General features: G+C 61.1%; 17 protein-coding genes and 1 pseudogene. 10 read left to right on the forward strand and 8 right to left on the reverse strand.

Translation table 11 applies throughout. The annotated features are described in order from the left end of the window. Positions 1-3: 3 nt before the first annotated feature. Both BUE92_RS23710 and BUE92_RS23715 read right to left on the reverse strand, forming a co-directional pair. Positions 4-756, reverse strand: coding sequence for an outer membrane beta-barrel protein (locus tag BUE92_RS23710; RefSeq protein ID WP_073526618.1), 753 nt, complete (start codon positions 754-756; stop codon positions 4-6). A 126-nt stretch (positions 757-882) separates the two neighbouring features. Beyond that, positions 883-1,716 (reverse strand): arylamine N-acetyltransferase family protein, encoded by an 834-nt coding sequence (locus BUE92_RS23715; protein WP_073526619.1) that lies wholly within the window; start codon positions 1,714-1,716, stop codon positions 883-885. Positions 1,717-1,836: 120 nt separating this feature from the next. On the opposite strand from BUE92_RS23715, the gene BUE92_RS23720 reads away from it, so the two are divergent. After that, complete coding sequence (locus BUE92_RS23720) at positions 1,837-2,073, forward strand: DUF6555 family protein (RefSeq protein WP_003192128.1); 237 nt, start codon at positions 1,837-1,839, stop codon at positions 2,071-2,073. Between the two features lie 30 nt (positions 2,074-2,103). Here BUE92_RS23720 and BUE92_RS23725 read toward each other — a convergent pair whose 3' ends face one another. Both BUE92_RS23725 and BUE92_RS23730 read right to left on the reverse strand, forming a co-directional pair. Beyond that, a complete protein-coding gene (locus tag BUE92_RS23725) occupies positions 2,104-2,304 on the reverse strand; it encodes a DUF6021 family protein (protein ID WP_073526620.1) in 201 nt (66 codons plus the stop codon). Positions 2,305-2,316: 12 nt separating this feature from the next. Continuing rightward, on the reverse strand, positions 2,317-2,496 hold the full coding sequence (locus tag BUE92_RS23730) for a hypothetical protein (protein WP_073526621.1): 180 nt from the start codon (positions 2,494-2,496) through the stop codon (positions 2,317-2,319). A gap of 114 nt (positions 2,497-2,610) precedes the next feature. Here BUE92_RS23730 and BUE92_RS23735 point away from each other — a divergent pair, with 114 nt between their 5' ends. Both BUE92_RS23735 and BUE92_RS23740 read left to right on the forward strand, forming a co-directional pair. Beyond that, complete coding sequence (locus tag BUE92_RS23735; protein WP_073526622.1) at positions 2,611-3,132, forward strand: DUF3087 family protein; 522 nt, start codon at positions 2,611-2,613, stop codon at positions 3,130-3,132. 124 nt (positions 3,133-3,256) lie between these two features. Next, a pseudogene (locus BUE92_RS23740) lies at positions 3,257-3,993 on the forward strand (carbonic anhydrase). 121 nt (positions 3,994-4,114) lie between these two features. Here BUE92_RS23740 and BUE92_RS23745 read toward each other — a convergent pair. Continuing rightward, complete coding sequence (locus BUE92_RS23745) at positions 4,115-5,002, reverse strand: Dyp-type peroxidase (RefSeq protein ID WP_073526623.1); 888 nt, start codon at positions 5,000-5,002, stop codon at positions 4,115-4,117. 138 nt (positions 5,003-5,140) lie between these two features. Here BUE92_RS23745 and BUE92_RS23750 point away from each other — a divergent pair, with 138 nt between their 5' ends. Further along, positions 5,141-6,757 carry an NADP-dependent glyceraldehyde-3-phosphate dehydrogenase gene (locus tag BUE92_RS23750; protein WP_073526624.1) on the forward strand — a complete coding sequence of 539 codons (1,617 nt, stop codon included), beginning with the start codon at positions 5,141-5,143 and terminating at the stop codon, positions 6,755-6,757. Between the two features lie 152 nt (positions 6,758-6,909). Next, positions 6,910-7,974 carry an FUSC family protein gene (locus BUE92_RS23755; RefSeq protein WP_073526625.1) on the forward strand — a complete coding sequence of 355 codons (1,065 nt, stop codon included), beginning with the start codon at positions 6,910-6,912 and terminating at the stop codon, positions 7,972-7,974. A 209-nt stretch (positions 7,975-8,183) separates the two neighbouring features. Here the strand turns inward: BUE92_RS23755 and BUE92_RS23760 are convergent, their stop codons facing one another. Next, positions 8,184-8,915 (reverse strand): TetR/AcrR family transcriptional regulator, encoded by a 732-nt coding sequence (locus BUE92_RS23760; protein WP_057700466.1) that lies wholly within the window; start codon positions 8,913-8,915, stop codon positions 8,184-8,186. A 354-nt stretch (positions 8,916-9,269) separates the two neighbouring features. On the opposite strand from BUE92_RS23760, the gene BUE92_RS23765 reads away from it, so the two are divergent. Genes BUE92_RS23765 through BUE92_RS23780 form a run of 4 tightly spaced genes read left to right on the forward strand, consistent with a single transcriptional unit; the run spans position 9,270 to position 13,887 of the window. Continuing rightward, complete coding sequence (locus BUE92_RS23765) at positions 9,270-9,977, forward strand: ABC transporter ATP-binding protein (RefSeq protein ID WP_073526626.1); 708 nt, start codon at positions 9,270-9,272, stop codon at positions 9,975-9,977. Then, entirely contained in the window at positions 9,974-11,173 is a 1,200-nt protein-coding gene (locus BUE92_RS23770) for an ABC transporter permease (RefSeq protein ID WP_073526627.1), read from the forward strand. The genes BUE92_RS23765 and BUE92_RS23770 overlap by 4 nt, the downstream gene beginning before the upstream one ends. Continuing rightward, complete coding sequence (locus tag BUE92_RS23775) at positions 11,166-12,644, forward strand: TolC family protein (RefSeq protein WP_073526628.1); 1,479 nt, start codon at positions 11,166-11,168, stop codon at positions 12,642-12,644. The genes BUE92_RS23770 and BUE92_RS23775 overlap by 8 nt, the downstream gene beginning before the upstream one ends. Beyond that, positions 12,634-13,887: an efflux RND transporter periplasmic adaptor subunit gene (locus BUE92_RS23780; protein ID WP_073526629.1), complete on the forward strand. Its 1,254-nt coding sequence runs from the start codon at positions 12,634-12,636 to the stop codon at positions 13,885-13,887. Before BUE92_RS23775 ends, BUE92_RS23780 begins: the two co-directional genes overlap by 11 nt. A 103-nt stretch (positions 13,888-13,990) precedes the next feature. On the opposite strand, the gene BUE92_RS23785 is transcribed toward BUE92_RS23780, so the two are convergent. After that, complete coding sequence (locus BUE92_RS23785; RefSeq protein ID WP_073526630.1) at positions 13,991-15,385, reverse strand: FAD/NAD(P)-binding protein; 1,395 nt, start codon at positions 15,383-15,385, stop codon at positions 13,991-13,993. A gap of 22 nt (positions 15,386-15,407) precedes the next feature. Further along, positions 15,408-15,971, reverse strand: coding sequence for a helix-turn-helix domain-containing protein (locus BUE92_RS23790; RefSeq protein ID WP_054897287.1), 564 nt, complete (start codon positions 15,969-15,971; stop codon positions 15,408-15,410). Positions 15,972-16,063: 92 nt separating this feature from the next. Between BUE92_RS23790 and BUE92_RS23795 the strand changes: the two genes are divergently transcribed. Then, positions 16,064-16,993, forward strand: coding sequence for a DMT family transporter (locus BUE92_RS23795; RefSeq protein ID WP_073526632.1), 930 nt, complete (start codon positions 16,064-16,066; stop codon positions 16,991-16,993). Positions 16,994-17,031: the final 38 nt, after the last annotated feature.

The raw sequence follows: 17,031 nt of genomic DNA on the forward strand, positions 1-17,031 counted from the left end.
GCGTCAGAACGCGATACCCACCTTGAACCCATACTCATCACGCTTGAGCTTGGTGTTGTCGGCCACATAGGAGTCGTTATCGAGCTTGTACTCGGTGCGGGTGTAGTACAGGCCCGCCATCACTGGCAGGTCGCCCTTCTGGTTCATCAGCAGGCTGACTTCGGCGTAAGGGTTGGTGCGGTCCTTGAGGTCCACGGTGTCGCTGCCAACGCCGTCGACCTTGAGCTTGGCGCGACCGTCGATGGTGTGACGGGCGCCAGCTTCAACGCGCAGGGTCATGTCATCGAACTGGTGGTTGTAGCCCAAGGCGGCCTTGGCAAACGGCGACTTGTTGGTGAGCTTCATGTCGTAGCCATTGGTGTCCGGCTCGTAGCGGGTCCAGGTGTAGCCACCGCCTACGATCACGTCGACGAAGTTGCGCGCATCCAGCGCGGCACGCCAGCCGAGGTCGAGGTCGGCCTGGCCTTCCTTGAGTTTGTTATCGCTTTTTTTGCCGTACTTGGCTTCGATACCGGCCTGGTAGATAAAGCCCGACTCGGCGGTGAGCTTGTTGCCGAAGTTGTAGAACAGGCCGGCTTCGGGCATGTGGTCCTTGTCGCTTTCGCTACCGCCTTCCAGCTTGAAGTCGTTGTAGCTGCCCATGATCCCGAACGTGGAAATCGGGTCGGTGGAAGGTGCAGCCAACACCACGCCAGGCGCAGCAGCCAGGGCCAGCAACGAGGTGTTCTTGAGAAATTTTCCGAATAGTTTGGACATCGTTTTACATCTCCATTTTAAGGTGGGCAAAGTATTCAGGAATACGGTTCGAACCTTGGCGTTTGCAAAAAGTTCGAACTGATTTGCACCAGAATGGAGAAAAAACGGTTCAGCGAAGGCTCTATCTCAAGACTCTTCAGGATCGGCCCTGATCAGGCGCTCAGCCGCTTCGCGAAGTAGGGGCTGACCCGGCAAGCGAATGCCGAAGGTGTCGCGCAATAATGTCAGTAACTCATCAGCACTCTTCAACCTGCGCTTTTCACTGGGTCGATCCAGATAATGGACCGCATAGCGAGCGTTGGCCAAGGTATGACGTTTACCGGGTGCAAGCAGCGCGGCTTTCAACTGCCCTGCGAACGGTGAGCCCGGGTGCGTGGAGACGTACCAGTTGCCGATTTCGTAGTCGATGTCTGCCTGAAACTGCAGGTCGAACACATACAGGCCACGCCATTCTTCACCCACTTGGCCCCAAAGTGTGTAACTGCCTTGGTTGAGCGTCAGACGAAAGAACTCATGAGCAGTGGCCTGGGGGGCGTGGTTGTCCAGCTCCAACGGGCTGCTGGGCACCATGCCGCCAAAACCGACATCGGTGATATAGCGCACGCCGTCGAGGGTCACCAGGCTCAAGCGATGGGTTCGCCCGGTGTGGGCGTCCGGTGGGCCGCCGATCACCACACGCCCGGTGATGCCACGGGCGTCAAAGCCCAGTTCCAGCAACAGGGCCAGGAACAGCTGGTTCAACTCGTAGCAATAGCCGCCACGCCCTTCATGCAGCACCTTGCGCTCGACGCTGGGCAGGTCGATCGGCACCGGTGCATGCATCAAGGTCGACAGGCTTTCAAAGGCAAAGCTGCACACATGGCGCAGTTGCAAGTCCCGCAGGGTTTGCAGGGTGGGCGGCGGTGGCGAGGCATAGCCCAGGCGTTGCAGATACAGGCGGCTATCGGTGAGTGTGTGCATGGCGCGATCCTTGGGCGCAGGGCAAGAGCGTCACTATGCCGCGCCTCGGTGCGCGTTGTCATTTTGAATGAACCTTTTGGAGCGCCGGCCTATCCATCTATAACAGGATTGGGAGGCAGCATGAGTACCGCAAAAATCTACACCGTCCACTATCAGCTACACGGTAAACCCAAGTCTTTCGTGGTGCGCGCCGAGGTGATGAACAACGCCGAGGCCTGGCACTGGGCGGCCGTCGATGCCGACATTGCCCATGTCAGCCGCATCGGCCGCGTGGGTCACGAGCAGGTGAAAAAAACCACCCGGCCCTGGGCGGAAAAATACGGTATCAGCGACGTGAGCTGGTCCCCGCCCAGATAAACACAGCCCCGCACGACGGCGGGGCTCGGTTCACTGCTTCAAGTCGCCCAACGGATCGTAGGGTGGCTTTTTTTTCGCTGTCTCCTCGTCCTTTTTGTCCAACGGCGCAATAGCCGGGCCGATTGGATCGACTTGCGGGTCGGCTACATCCGGCGAGTCCGGATCGAAGCCCAGTTCATCCTTGCCACTGGCATTTTCATTGGAATGGGGGCCATCGGTAGGCTTGTTCATCACGTTCTCCTGTTAAAGCGGGCGGGCTTTGTCGTGGAGGTTTTCCAGGTCTTCTTCGACGCGCTCCACATCGTCGTCCGAGCCCCGCTCTTTCGGGTCATTGGGGCGCAACGCATCGTTGTCGCGTTCCTCTTCACCAGGGGTGCGGTGCGGGTCGGGTGTACCAGGCGGTGGCTGCTTGTAGTCGGGCATGATGGCTGACCTCATGGGGGGTTCACCGTTTTAGAGAAACCGCCCTGCGCCATCGTTCAACTTCATTGCGCCAAGCGTGAGAAGATGACCGGCCTTTTTGGAGACCTGCCCCGGATGTTCGAGCTCAAACCCTGCGACCCCGCTGCCTATCGCAAACAGACCCGCCGCAGCACGTTGATCGTCGCGGTGCTGTTCCTGGCCTTGGCCATGCTGCTGTCGAGCCTGGCGGTGATGCTGTTCGGTGAGCCTGGCGGTGACAATTTTCGCTTCAATGTCGGCGGCGTATTCGCCGGCGTGTTGATCACGGTCGCGCTGGTGCGTGGCCCGTTCTGGGGCCAGCCCTGGTTGGCGCCAGCGGTGTATGGCTGGCAACTCAAGCGCAGCCTGATGAGCGTGACCAACGTCATGCACAAGGTCAGCGAGCGGGTACAGGCCAACGACCCGGCAGCCATCAAGCTGTTGCGCTTCTATCACCTGGGGCTGACGCAGATGCACGAGCTGGACGCCAACTCCAGCGCACAGGCGCAACTGGTGGGCGAGATCGAAGCCCACAAGGCAAAAATGCAGGCGCTGGGCATCGATATCGCACAAACCCGGTTGGATCCGGCCTGGCTGGACAGTCTGAAAAATGCATAAGGCCGGTCAGCGCCTGGGCTAAAAAAATAACGCACTGAAAAACAAGAAAATTCTTACATCATTTCAAGGCGGTCATTCCCACTCTAGGCACCTCCCTCTCTAAACCCGCCTGAGAACCTTGCCTATGTGCGATCGCCACCCCTCTATGAAAGACCGACGAAACTTCCTGCAGCTGGCTGCCGTCAGTGCTGGCGCAACCCTGCTTGCCGGCGCAATGCCCTCCCTGGCGTACGCAGCCCCGACACGCGCGAGTGTGCCCAAGCCCGCCAACGACCTCAGCCCACAGCTTGCCCTGCAGCGGCTGATGGACGGCAACCAGCGTTACGTCGATGGCGTGACCAAGCGTCATGATTTTATGAGCGAACGCGAAGCGTTGGTGGGCGGGCAGAATCCGTTCGTCGCGGTGTTGAGCTGCGCCGATTCGCGGATCGCTCCCGAGTACGCCTTCGACACCGCCCGTGGCGACCTCTTCGCGGTACGCGTGGCGGGCAATTTCGTCACCGATAACGGGCTCGCCAGTCTCGAATATGCCGTAGCGGTATTGGGCACGCCCCTGATCATGGTATTGGGGCACGACATGTGTGTGGCGCCGTCGCGGCGGGGGTCAAGGCCGTCAAGGATAACGCCCGGTTCCCCGGCAAGATCCAGGGCTTGGCCGACACCTTCAAACCCTCGGTGAACAAGGTATTGAAAGCACCCGGCGACCTGCTGGAAAACGCCATTGCACAAAATGTCACCGACACCATGGCGCGGCTCATGGCTGAATCAAGCCTGCTGACCGACGCGGTCGCGGCGGGAAAACTGTTGATCGTCGGCGGCGTGTACAAACTGCACAGCGGCAAGGTGAAAGTGCTCGGTTAGGTCTGAAGCGGCTTTCTGTAGGAGCGAGCTTGCTCGCGAAAAACTCGAAGGCGCCGCGTTGATTCAGGCGGCGCGCGTTATCGTTGACGTTTTTCGCGAGCAAGCTCGCTCCTACATAGAGTCAATGATCGTTTAAGGCAAGCGGCGCCTCAAGAACCAAGCCCAGGTCCAGGCGCCCGCCCTTCAGCGGCGGGCACCAGTAATAGCCTCCCGTCAACGGCGTGCTGATGCGATACAGGCCATCGACAATCCCATCTTCCAACCCACTCATGCGTCGCAACTGCGCTTCGAACGCATCGAAAGAATGACCAAATGCAAGGAACATCAGGCCCGCCTGGCCATTCTCGGCCCAGGGCATGGAGCGGCGCACCACGAAGGCCTCCGGTGTGAAGCTTTCCTGGGCGGTGCGCTTGGTATGGGCCGACTCGGGGGCATCGTCGAGCTCTTCATTATCGCTATGGCGGCGACCGATGATGTGGTCACGCTCCTGGGCAGGCAGCGCGGCGAAACCGTCAAGGTCGTGCTGCCATTGCTGGATAGCAGCGAAGCTGGCGCCGCTGTCGGTCAGCGCGGCTTCCACGGCGGCATCGTCGTGGGGGTTTTCGGTGCCGTCTTCGTAGTCGGTCAGGTCAAAGCCGGTCTTGTAGCGAAAACCTTCAGTCGATTGCACCAGGCGAAACGCCGGAGCCAGTGCTTTTTCCACGGCCCGGCTGCGCAGCAGCAACTCACCGCGATCCACCCCATGCAACCATACCCACAGCGCTTGTTGAGTCGAGGGGTTGTGAGCGCCAGGGCCGCTGACGGCCGGGAATGAGCGCAGCCCTGGGATCTGGGCACCCAGCGCCTTGACCAGCGGCTCACCGAAGCCCACCACGGCCGCCGCATCCGTCAACTGCACCAACGCGTCCAGCGCAGCGGGCACGGCTTGCAACGAATCGAGGGCGAAAAACAGATGGCGTGCCTGCAAAGGCACCGGTGCGGCAAGAATGCCCGGCTGGTACTGACTCATGTGAACTCCTTCTGAAAAGCCGCGCAGTTTACCCGGCGTACACTGCGCTGCGAACAAGAATGCGCTCAAGTCTTGCGTTAGAGCCGCTTGTTGGGTGACTCTCTAGTCATGTTTTGCAACTATTCCAGGGGTAGCGACATGACCACCAGCAACCTGCTCGCCCAGCTGTTTCCCACCTCCACCGCGCAGATTCCCGAGCAATTTCGCCTGGCCGCGCCCATTGAGCAACGTGAATACCTGGTCGATGGCCAGTTGCAGGTGTGGAACGGCCCACTCGCCCGCGTGCAAAGCCCCGTGCAACTGGGTGATGAGCGTGTACACATCGGCAGCACGCCGTTGCTGGATGCCGACACCGCCCTCACCGCCCTGGATGCTGCCGTGCGCGCCTACGACCGTGGCCAGGGTGCATGGCCGACGATGCGCGTGGTCGAGCGTATCCAGCACGTCGAAGCGTTTCTGCGGCGCATGCGCGAACAGCGCGATGCGGTGGTCAAGCTGCTGATGTGGGAGATCGGCAAGAACCTCAAGGACTCGCAGAAAGAATTCGACCGCACCTGCGACTACATCACCGACACCATCAATGCCCTCAAGGAACTCGACCGCCGCAGCAGTCGTTTTGAGCTGGAGCAAGACACCCTCGGCCAGATACGCCGTGTCCCTCTGGGCGTGGCGTTGTGCATGGGGCCTTACAACTACCCGTTGAACGAGACCTTCACCACGCTGATCCCGGCCTTGATCATGGGCAATACCGTGGTGTTCAAGCCGGCCAAGCTGGGTGTGCTGTTGATCCGCCCCTTGCTGGAAGCCTTCCGCGACAGCTTCCCGGCCGGGGTGATCAACGTGATCTACGGCAGCGGCCGCGAGACCGTGAGCGCGCTGATGGCCAGCGGCAAGATCGACATCTTTGCGTTTATCGGCACCAACAAGGCCGCCAGTGATTTGAAAAAGCTGCACCCCAAGCCGCACCGTTTGCGCGCTGCGCTGGGCCTGGATGCCAAAAACCCCGGGATCGTGCTGCCCGAAGTGGACCTGGACAACGCGGTGAACGAAGCCGTCACCGGCTCGCTGTCGTTCAACGGCCAGCGTTGCACCGCGTTGAAGATCCTGTTCGTGCATGAAGACGTGGTGGAACGCTTTATCGAGAAATTCAACGCCAAGCTGGCGACGCTCAAGCCCGGCATGCCATGGGAAGATGGCGTGGCGCTGACGCCACTGCCGGAAGTGGGCAAGGTCGATTACCTCAACGAACTGGTGGCCGATGCCGCGCAACATGGCGCCAAGGTGATGAATGCCGAGGGCGGCAGCAGCCGTGGTTCGTTCTTCTACCCGGCGGTGCTGTACCCAGTGAACCCGCAGATGCGCGTCTACCACGAAGAGCAATTCGGCCCCGTGGTGCCGATCGTGCCCTATCGCGATCTGGAAACCGTGATCGACTACGTGCTGGACTCGGATTTCGGCCAGCAGTTGAGCCTCTTTGGCACCGACCCCGTGGAGGTCGGACGCCTGGTAGACACCTTCGCCAACCAGGTGGGCCGCATCAATATCAACGCCCAATGCCAGCGCGGGCCGGACACCTTCCCCTTCAACGGGCGCAAGAACTCGGCAGAGGGCACGTTGTCGGTGCATGACGCCTTGCGCGTGTTCTCGATCCGCACCTTGGTGGCGACCAAGTTCCAGGAGAGTAACAAGGCGTTGGTCAGCGATATTTTGCGCAACCGCGATTCGAGTTTCCTGACGACCGACTACATCTTTTAAGAACGCCGCCGAACAAAATGTGGGAGCGGGCTTGCTCGCGAAAGCGGAGTGTCAGTCAACAGACTTTTAACTGATACACCGCTTTCGCGAGCAAGCCCGCTCCCACAATTCAGACCGAGCCAGCCCTACTTACTGAGGCCACTTTAATACTGATGAACCTGCCCTTCTTTGCCCGGCGCCTGCTGCGCCCCTTGCTCGATCCCTACCGCCGCTTTCGCCATGCCAAGCTGATCCACGCCGCGCGCGTGTCGGTGGGTTTGCTGGCAACCATCCTGCTGACCACCGGCCTCAACCTGCCCCACGGTGAATGGGCGTCGGTGACCATGCTGATCGTCATCGGCGGGTTGCAGCACCACGGCAATATCGGCAAGAAAGCCGTCGAGCGCGCCTACGGCACCTTGATCGGCGCCAGCGTCGGCTTGCTGCTGGTGGTGCAACAGGCGTACTTCGGCCTGCCGTTGCTCACCTATCTGTTGATGTCCGTGGTGTGCGGGTTCTTTTCCTATCACGCCATCGGCAAGGGCGGTTATATCGCGCTGCTGTCGGCGATCACGGTGTTTATCGTCGCCGGCCATGGCGACAACCCGATCTCCGATGGCCTGTGGCGCACCGTCGATATCCTGATCGGCATTGTGCTGGCCCTGGCGTTTTCCTTTGCCTTGCCTTTGTACGCCGTGTATTCGTGGCGCTACAACCTGGCCAGCGCCCTGCGTGACTGCGCGCAGATTTATAGCCGGATCATTAATGGCCAGTCCGTGACTGACGATGAACACCTCAAGCTGCTCAACCGTTTGAACGGGGCGATGGTGCAACTGCGTTCGTTGATGCCGTCGGTGTCCAAGGAAGTGCGGATTTCCATGACTGAACTGGACGCGATCCAGCGTCACTTGCGCCTGTGCATCAGCACTCTGGAGATTCTGGGCAATACCCGGCCAGACCCGCGTGATGAGCAGGCCACGGCGCGGATGCAAGTCATGTTGAAGGCCGAGCATCGGCAAATTCGGGTGCAGTTGGTGGGGATGGCGCGAGCGTTGAAATCGGGGGTGACGGAGCGGTTGGAGCGTAGTACCGGTCACATCCATGCCAGTGAGCCTGCGCTGGATGCACCGGTGTACAGCGCGCTGGATGGGTATCGCCTGTTGACCCTGCAACTGGCGGCGAACGTGGATCAGATGCGTCAACGGCTTGGCAAAACTGCCGCCCGCTGGAAGATTTAGCGACAGCTGGATGGCATCTTTACGCACATCGACACATTCACACTTTCTCTTACATATTTTTCACGTTTTATTCACAAGCCGAGACGTAGTGTGAAGCCTCATCCGTTACAAACGTTGCATATCAAGCCCGCCGCCCCAGCGGGCTTTTTTTTGCCTGTTTTTTGGCTCCGAAAAAGGGCCAACCTCTGTAGGAGCGAGCTTGCTCGCGCCTACAGGGAGTGGTGCTCGCGTAGGGCGCGCTGGGTATCCAGCACCTTGGCCAGTGCCGTTTCGGCTTCCTGGCTTTGCTGCGGCACCCGAATCGCCGCCGACACCAACGTGATCAGCTTGGCCATCACCTCGGCATCCGTGGCCGGGCGGCCCAGGCTCATGGAGTTCATCAGCAGGCGCAGCTCCGTGCCGGCCATGACCCCGGAAATGGCCTTGAGGGCAAATTGCAGGCGCACCCCCAGTTCATTACGCGGCAAATCCGGCAGGGCCAGGGCGAAGGCTTCGAAGAAGCGCTGGAACACCGGCTGGTAATGCACCTTGAGGTATTCCTGGATAAACGGCGAGGTGTCGCTGTAGACCCGGCCCAGGAAGCGGATGAACGAGCGCCCCTCCCCGCTGGCCGGGTCGCTGCGCTCCAGGCCCATGGCCGGGGCAAACAGCACGCCCAGGAGTGTGTCGCAATCGAGCGGGCCATCGGATTCGGCTTCACAGCGCGCCAGCAGTTCCAGGCGCTGCTCGTTGAGGGGCTCCAGGCGTTGCATCAGCAGGGTTTTCATCAGGGAGTCCTTGTCCCCGAAGTGGTAGTTCACCGCCGCCAGGTTGACCTGGGCACGCTCGGTTATCTGCCGTAGCAACACGGCGTCATAGCCGTACTTGATGAAAAGAGCCTCTGTCGCATCCAGCAGTCGAGTCTTGGTAACGTTTGGAGCGCTGAGTTTCTTCGCGACCATATGGGTTCCACGGCGGAAATATTGTTTTAAAAAATAATTTGATTTTTTATACCGGGGCGGCCCGTCGAAAGCAAGTAGTGACACTCCGCCATATCTTGCAAAGCCCGTGTATCCGGGCTTTTGAGGCAACTCGAAGGATTTTTACCCGCCTCTGACGCCCAGCGAGAAAATCGTTTCAACCCGTAAAACCGCTCTACCTCGACGGCTGGCGAAGCGTCAGGAAGGCGGTTACTATTCAAACAATATTTTAAAAACAAGAAATAAAACCAGTCCGTGATGGGTACAGGCAGCCTCCGAACTTGTTACAAGGAGTTTCTGGGGCAAGGCGGTACCGTCGAGACTGCAGGCGTAGTCATGATGACACAGACCCCCACGCAACCCGGCTTGATTTCCCTGCAAGGCATCGGCAAGCGCTATCAGCTCGCCGGGCAAGAATTGAGCATTCTAAATGACGTGTGCCTGTCCATCGCCAGCGGTGACAGCTGCGGCATTCTCGGTGCCTCTGGCTCCGGCAAAAGCACCCTGCTCAACATCCTCGGCTTGCTGGACCTGCCCAACTGCGGTCAATACCACTTTGCCGGCCACGATATTTTCAACGCCACCCCCGATGAACTGGCGGTGATCCGCAACCAGCAGATCGGCTTCGTGTTCCAGAGCTTCAACCTGCTGCCACGCCTCAGTGCCCTGGACAACGTCGCGCTGCCCTTGAGTTATCGCGGCGTGTCGCGGCATGAATCGGTGGAACACGCCCAGCGCATGCTCGCACAGGTCGGCCTCGCCGAACGCGCCCACCATCGCCCCGCCGACCTTTCCGGTGGTCAGCGCCAACGTGTGGCCATTGCCCGCGCCCTGGTCGGCAAACCCTCAGTGATCCTGGCCGACGAACCCACCGGCAACCTCGACAGCACCACTGCCCAAGAGATCATGGACCTGCTGTTGAACCTCAACCGCGACCAACAGGTGACGCTGATCATCGTCACCCACGACCCCCACATTGCCGAGCGCCTGGAGCGCAAGATCCTGGTGCGCAACGGCGTGGTGCATGAGGCCGGGCGCCCATGAGCCTGCGGGTCGAGCAGAGCCTCAGCCAATTGCTGCACGAAGCCTTTATCAGCCTGCGTACCCTGGGCAAGCGTTCGATCCTGGCGCTCTTGGGGATCATCATCGGCAGTTCCTCGGTGGTGGCGCTGATCAATATCGGCCACAACGCGGCGGTGGATGCGGCGATGATTTTCAAGGACATGGGCACCGACACCCTCATCGCCCAGTTCCCACCCAAGGGCAGCAGCAACGTGCCGATGCGCACCCAGCTCGACCTCGATGCCGTACGCCGGGCAGTGCCGGGCATTGCCCATATCGGCGCGCTCAGCCTGTTCAGCGGGCCCATTGTGTTTCATGGGCGGACCGCCAATGCCAACTTTGTCGGCAGTACTGCGGGTATCCAGGACGCCATGCGCCTGGTGCTGCGCGAGGGACGCTTCCTGTCACCCTTCGATGCCAACGAAACCTACGGGGTGATCGGCGACCAACTCGCCCAGGCCCTCGGCGCGCCAGGTGACCCGCTGCAACTGGGCGACCGTGTACGTATCAACGATTACCTGTTTCTGGTGGTGGGCATCCTGCACAACCAACCCCGGGCCATGCTGATGCCGGTGCAAGCCAATGAATCGCTGTTTATTCCCGCCGAGGGCATGCGCCGCATCTATGCCAACCCGCAGATCAACAACGTGCTCATCCGCGCGGCGCCGGGGCAGGACATGGAACGCATCGCCAGCGACGCCGCCGCCGCGCTGCAACCCCAGCTCAGCGACCATAGCGTCGACATCACGGTGCCCCAGCAAATGATCGATGGCATGACCCGCCAAAGCCGCACCTTCGCCTATCTACTCCTGGCCCTCGGCGCGATCTCCCTGGTGGGCGGCGGTGTCGGGGTGATGAACGTGATGCTGATGAACGTCTCGGAACGCCGCCGCGAGATCGGCATCCGCATGGCTCTGGGCGCGCGCCAGCGGGATATCCGCAACCTGTTTTTGCTCGAAGCGGTCACCCTCACCGCCGTGGGTGCGCTGTGCGGCGCAGTCCTGGGCATGACCGCTGCCTGGCTGTATGCGTGGCTGTCGGGCTGGGCCTTTGCGTTGGCAGTGGCCGCCCTGCCCCTGGGCGTGGGCAGTACGTTGCTGGTGGGTTTGTTCTTTGGCATTTACCCGGCGGTGTCGGCCTCACGCTTGCAGCCGGTCGAGGCCCTGCGCGATGAATAAGTACCTGCCACTGATCATGCTGGTCAGCCTGCCGGGCATGGCCGCCGACGTGGTGATCAACCCTCAGGCGCCCAGCACTACCCGTAGCGGCTACGAGCGTAGCGTCTCGCTGAATGCCCAGGCCACCACCATGACCCTGGGGGACGCGGTGTACCTGGGCCTGCGTAATAACCCGGCGATCCGCAGCGCCTACCTGCAACGGGTGGCGCAGAAATTCGACCTGCGCGTGGCCGAAGACGTGTTCAACCCCAAGCTCACCCTCAACAGCTATTACCGCAGTACCCGTGGCTCCCAAGACAATGCGCGCAACGCCAACCTGGCGCCGACCAGCAGCCTGCTCGGCGAATACGGCACGCGCTTGAGCATGGCCTGGACCCAGCAGTTGAACAACGCCAACCGCGCCGGCCGCTACCGCAGCGACGGCCTGGACCTTGCGATCATCCAACCGCTGATGCGCGGGGCCGGCTGGGATGCCACCACCGCACCGCTGCGCCTGTCGCGCCTGGCCGAGCAGGCCAACCGCCTGAACCTCAAGGCCACCGTGGCGCAGACCATCAGCCAGATCATCGCCACCTACCGCGAATTGTTGCGCGCCCAGGAACAGTTGGTGATCGTCCAGGAAGCGCTCAAACGCTCTAATACTTTACTGGAGGTGAACAAAGCGCTGATCAGCGCCGGGCGCATGGCCGAATTCGAGATCGTGCAGACCGAAGCCGATATCGCCACCCAGCAATTAGGCGTGGAAGAAGCGCGCAACCAACTCGACAGCAGCCGCCTGGCGTTGCTGCGCCTGCTGGCCCTGGACCTGTCGACACCGGTGCGTGCCACCGAGGCCCTGGAAGCCACCCCCATGGAGATCGACAAGCGCCAGGCCTTCAACCTCGCGCAAAACCAGCAACCGGAATACCTCGCTGCCCTGCTCGGCAGCCAGCAGGCCGACCTCGATCTGGTGATCGCCAAGGATTCCGGGCGCTGGCAAGTGGACCTGGTCGCCGGCGCCAACCAGATACGCGCCGCCACCGATAACGACAACGGCCATAACAATAACCGCACCTGGGACAGTTACGCCGGGGTGCAAGTGCAAATCCCTATTGGCGATATCAGCACGCGCCAGGCCGAAGTGCGTGCACGGGTAAATGTAGAAGACCAGGAAATCCGCATTACCGACGCCCGCCAGGAGCTGGAGCGCAACGTCAACAATGTGGTGCGTGACCTTGGCACCCGCTGGCGCCAATATGAAATATCCAAGCGCGCCGTGGAGTTGTCGCGGCGCAAGATCGAGATCGAGCGGGAAAAGCTCAGCGCCGGGCGCTCCACCAACTTTCAGGTGCTGAGCTTCGAGACCGACCTGCGCAACGCCGAAAATGCCCAGCTCAATGCGCTGATCGCTTATTTGAACGCCCAGACCCAGCTCGATCTGACCCTGGGCATGACGCTGGAAAGTTGGGAAATCGCCCTCAATGACTACTAATAAAAAATCCCTGCTGGCCGTTGCCTTGATCCTGCTGTTGGCTGGCGCGGTCGCCGGCCTGCTCAGTCAACGCAGCGGGGCTGAGCAGGCGGGTACAGGCGAACAGTGGCTGGCCGTAAAGCCCGACCCGTTGGTGCACCAGATCGGCCTGGTGGGCAAGATCGAGCCTGACACCACCGTCGTCCTGACGGCACCGTTCGACGGCAATGTGCTGGCCAACCTGGTCGAACAAGGCCAGCGCGTCGAGGCCGGCCAGGTCCTGTTGCGCATGGACCCGGCGACACTTGAAGTACAGCTGCGCGACGCCCTCTCCGCGCAACTCAAGGCCCGGCGCACCGTGCAGGAAATGCAGGACTGGGGCAGCAGCCCCACCGTCAGCCGCGCCCGTCGCAGTTTACGCACCGCTGAAATGACTGCGGGCAACACCCAACGCAAACTTACCGAGAGCGAAAACCTGTTCAAGCGCGGCATCATCCCCCGCAACGAACTGGATGACCTCAAGCAGCAAACCCAGCAACAGCAATTGGACTTGGTAGCGGCGCGCAGTGAGCTGCAACAAGCCCTGGACCAAGGCCAGGGCGAATACCGGCAGATAGCCGAAATGGAGCTGACCAATGCCACGGTGAAGTACGAAGCCTTGCAAACACTGCTCGAAGGCAAGGAGGTCAAGGCGCCCTTCTCCGGCATCGTGGTACCGGCGCCCGGCAGCACCAATACCGCTCAAGGTGGCGGCAACAACAACGCCCCGGTGCAGGCCGGCAGCAAGGTCAGCCAGGGCCAGGTGCTGTTCGGGCTGGCCAATATCGAACGGTTGAAAATCGTGGCCAAGGTCTCGGAGCTGGATATCAACCAGTTGCATCAGGGCCAGGCCGTGGAAGTGATGGGCGATGGCTTTGATGGCGAACGGCTGACGGGTTCGGTCAGCGTGGTCAGCGGCCTGGCCATCGCCAGCGACAGCCAGGGTAGCGCGCAGTTTCCGGTGACCTTGTCGATCCCCACGCTGACGCCCCAGCAGTTGCAACGGGTGCGCCTGGGCATGAGTGCGCGGTTGACTATCGTGACCTACAACAATGACCAGGCGATGGTGATCCCCAGCCAGGCGATCCAGGCGGACATGACGGTGGAGTATCGGACGTCGATGGATAAGTCGGCGCAGCGGGTCAAAGTGACCACTGGACAATCGACGCCCCAGGGGGTTGAGGTGTTTGGGCTCAAATCAGGGTTTGTGAAAATCCCAAGATAAACGAAGATCAACATGTGGGAGCGGGCTTGCTCGCGAAAGCTGTGTGTCAGTCACTGAATCTTTAACTGAACCACCGCCATCGCAGGCAAGCCAGCTCCCACATTCAGCGCTGTGCCAGCCTGGCGGCCAGTGCCTTGGCCTGCAGCGCCACATCGGTCACCGCCGTACTCTCCCACCACATGCCCCGCAACGGCGGCCCCATGGCGAACAGTCGCTGGCTGACCTGGCCGCGAGCATCCAGCACCGCCCCCGTCGCATCCGCCGCAATCCCCAGCGCCAGCGGCCCAGGCTGGACCAACCCACGCTTTAGCAGTTGCTGCGATAAAGGCCGGGCCACCCGGCGCCAGTCGTATTCGATGCCGCTGGAATTGATCAGCGCGGCCCCTGTAACAGGGGTGAACCGGTTCTCGCCGCGATAGCGCACCGCAATGGCAACCCCTTCTTGCGACGGCACCAAGCCCTTGAACGACGCCGCATGAATCCGCAACCGCCCCTGCTGGTGCAAGCGCTCCACCAGTTGCGCACTCAATGGCGGCGAACGGTGGTGATGGCTTTCCCACCAAGGCCGCACATGCCGCACGAACTGGCGCTTCTGAGCCTCACTGGCCTGGCTCCACAGGCGTGCTATGTGCCCGCGCACCGTGTCCAGCGGTGCCTGCCAGTCAATGCCTTGCCCCATCGCGAGCTGGCACTGGCGTCGCACTTCACGCAGCAATTGTCGAGGGCTGCTCAGGCTGTGGTCGGCGGCCAGGAAATCGTCCCAGCTCGGCGGTTGCCGGCGTACATGGGGCAACAAGCCGTGGCGCGAAAAAATCTCGATAGGCCCGCGATGCCCGGCCTGTTCCAGGGAGACCACGGCATCGACCATGGTCAGGCCGGAGCCGATGATCAGCACCGTCGATTGGGGGGCGAGCCGCGTCATCGCGCATACATCCCAAGGATCCAGTGCAGCAGCGTTCAAACCTGTGGAGGCGGTTTGCGGGGTGCGCGCCGCCGGGAACATGCCGGTGGCGACCACCGCGAAAGCCCCCCGCAGTTGCTCGCCATTATCGAGGGTCAACAACACCGAGGTGGCATCGACTTGCAGGTCTACCCCTTCGGCGCGGATGTGCTCGACGCTCGATGTAGAAAGCGCCTTGGCTTGCGCCAGACGCTGCTGCGCGTACAGACCAAAAATCCCCCGTGGCGGGAACAGTTCGCTGATAGGCACATGCTGTTGGTACGACTCGGGCCATCCCCCGGCGCTGATGTAGTCAGTGAGCCATTGGGTCAGGTCGTCGGCATTGTCCGGGTCAACGCTCATGCGTGCGGCATTGCCGTTCAACGTGTGGCCCAGCTCGACCGCGCTGTAGGCTTCACCTCGTCCCAGCTCAGCACGGGGTTCGACTACCAGGATGCGCCGCGTGCCCGGCAGGCGCAGCAGTTGCACGGCCAGCATCGTGCCGCTCAGGCCACCGCCGATGATCAGTACATCTGCAAAGCGGATTGATTGACTCATACCCGTTCACCCTGACTGTTGTTCAAATCACCACATTTCGAACAAACCGCACCGCCGCGTTCCCATCATTGCGATAAGCATGGGGCTGGTGGCTGGCGAACATAAAGAACTCTCCAGCCTCGATGAGATTTTCCTGATCACCTATCACCAGCGTCAGGCTGCCCTCGAACACAAATAGTTGTTCGCTCCACCCTTCCAGGTCAGGGTCCGGGCAATAACGATCACCGGGCTCAAGCCGCCACTCCCATAATTCGACCTCACGCCGTGCCGTAGCCTTGGCCAGCAACACCGCCTTACTGCCGACAATCTCGCCCGCCCAGGCCAGCTCATTGATACGGCTGTGGTCGCGCACATCCGGCGCCTGAATCAGATCACTGAACGCCACGTCCAACGCTTCGGCGACACGGTCCAGGGTCGACAGGCTGACGTTCTTCTCCCCGGCTTCTATCGCCACCAGCATGCGCCGGCTGACACCGGATTTTTCCGAGAGCGCGGTCTGGCTCAAGTCGGCGGCATGGCGCAGGCGACGAACGTTCTGGCTGACGTGCTGCAGGACCGAAGCCCGTTGCGGATTTTCTTTGTGCACTATATTGCTCAATAGGTGGGTGTGCGCAGTATACTGCCCAGCGTGCGGCGCATTGTGCGGTCCGTGCTTTCCCCTTGCAAGACCGAGCCGCCATGACCGCCCCGAACTCCCCTTCGCGTTTCAACCGTTTCAGTAAAGCCGAATGCATCCTCGTAGTGATCACCATGATCTGGGGTGGCACCTTTTTGCTGGTGCAGCACGCCATGACCGTCAGCGGGCCGATGTTTTTTGTGGGTCTGCGCTTCGCGGCAGCGACGATTGTGGTGGGGTTCTTTTCCTTGCGCACCCTGCGCGACCTGACCCTGTTCGAATTGAAGGCCGGGGTGTTTATCGGGGTGGCGATCATGTTCGGCTACGGTTTGCAGACCATTGGCCTGCAAACCATCCTGAGCAGCCAGTCGGCATTTATCACCGCGCTGTACGTACCGTTTGTGCCGTTGTTGCAGTGGTTGGTGCTGGGCCGGCGCCCCGGGTTGATGCCCAGCATCGGCATCATGCTGGCATTTGCCGGCTTGATGCTGTTGACCGGCCCGGCGGGGGCCTCGCTGAATTTCAGCGCGGGTGAAATCGCCACCTTGATCGGCGCAGTGGCAATAGCGGCCGAGATCATTTTGATCAGCGCATTTGCCGGCCAGGTGGATATTCGCCGGGTGACCGTCGTGCAACTGGCCACCGCTTCGGTGCTGTCGTTCATGATGGTGGTGCCCATGGGTGAGGCGTTGCCGGGCTTTTCTTGGCTGTTGCTGTTCAGTGCGGTGGGCCTGGGCTTGACCAGTGCGGTGATCCAGGTGGCGATGAATTGGGCGCAGCAGAGTGTGTCGCCAACGCGGGCAACGTTGATTTATGCCGGTGAGCCAGTTTGGGCAGGCGTTGTGGGGCGGATCGCCGGGGAACGGTTCCCGCCGATTGCGATGTTGGGCGCGGTGTTGATTGTGCTGGCGGTGATTGTGAGTGAGTTGAAGACCAAGGGGCAGAAGGCCGTTGAGCAGGCAGATGCCTTGGAACAGGAGCGTCAGGGCTAACCTGGGAACGCTGTGATGCCAAGGCTATCGTCATCGCG

The organism is Pseudomonas fluorescens (assembly GCF_001902145.1).
Lineage (GTDB): Bacteria > Pseudomonadota > Gammaproteobacteria > Pseudomonadales > Pseudomonadaceae > Aquipseudomonas > Aquipseudomonas fluorescens_BV.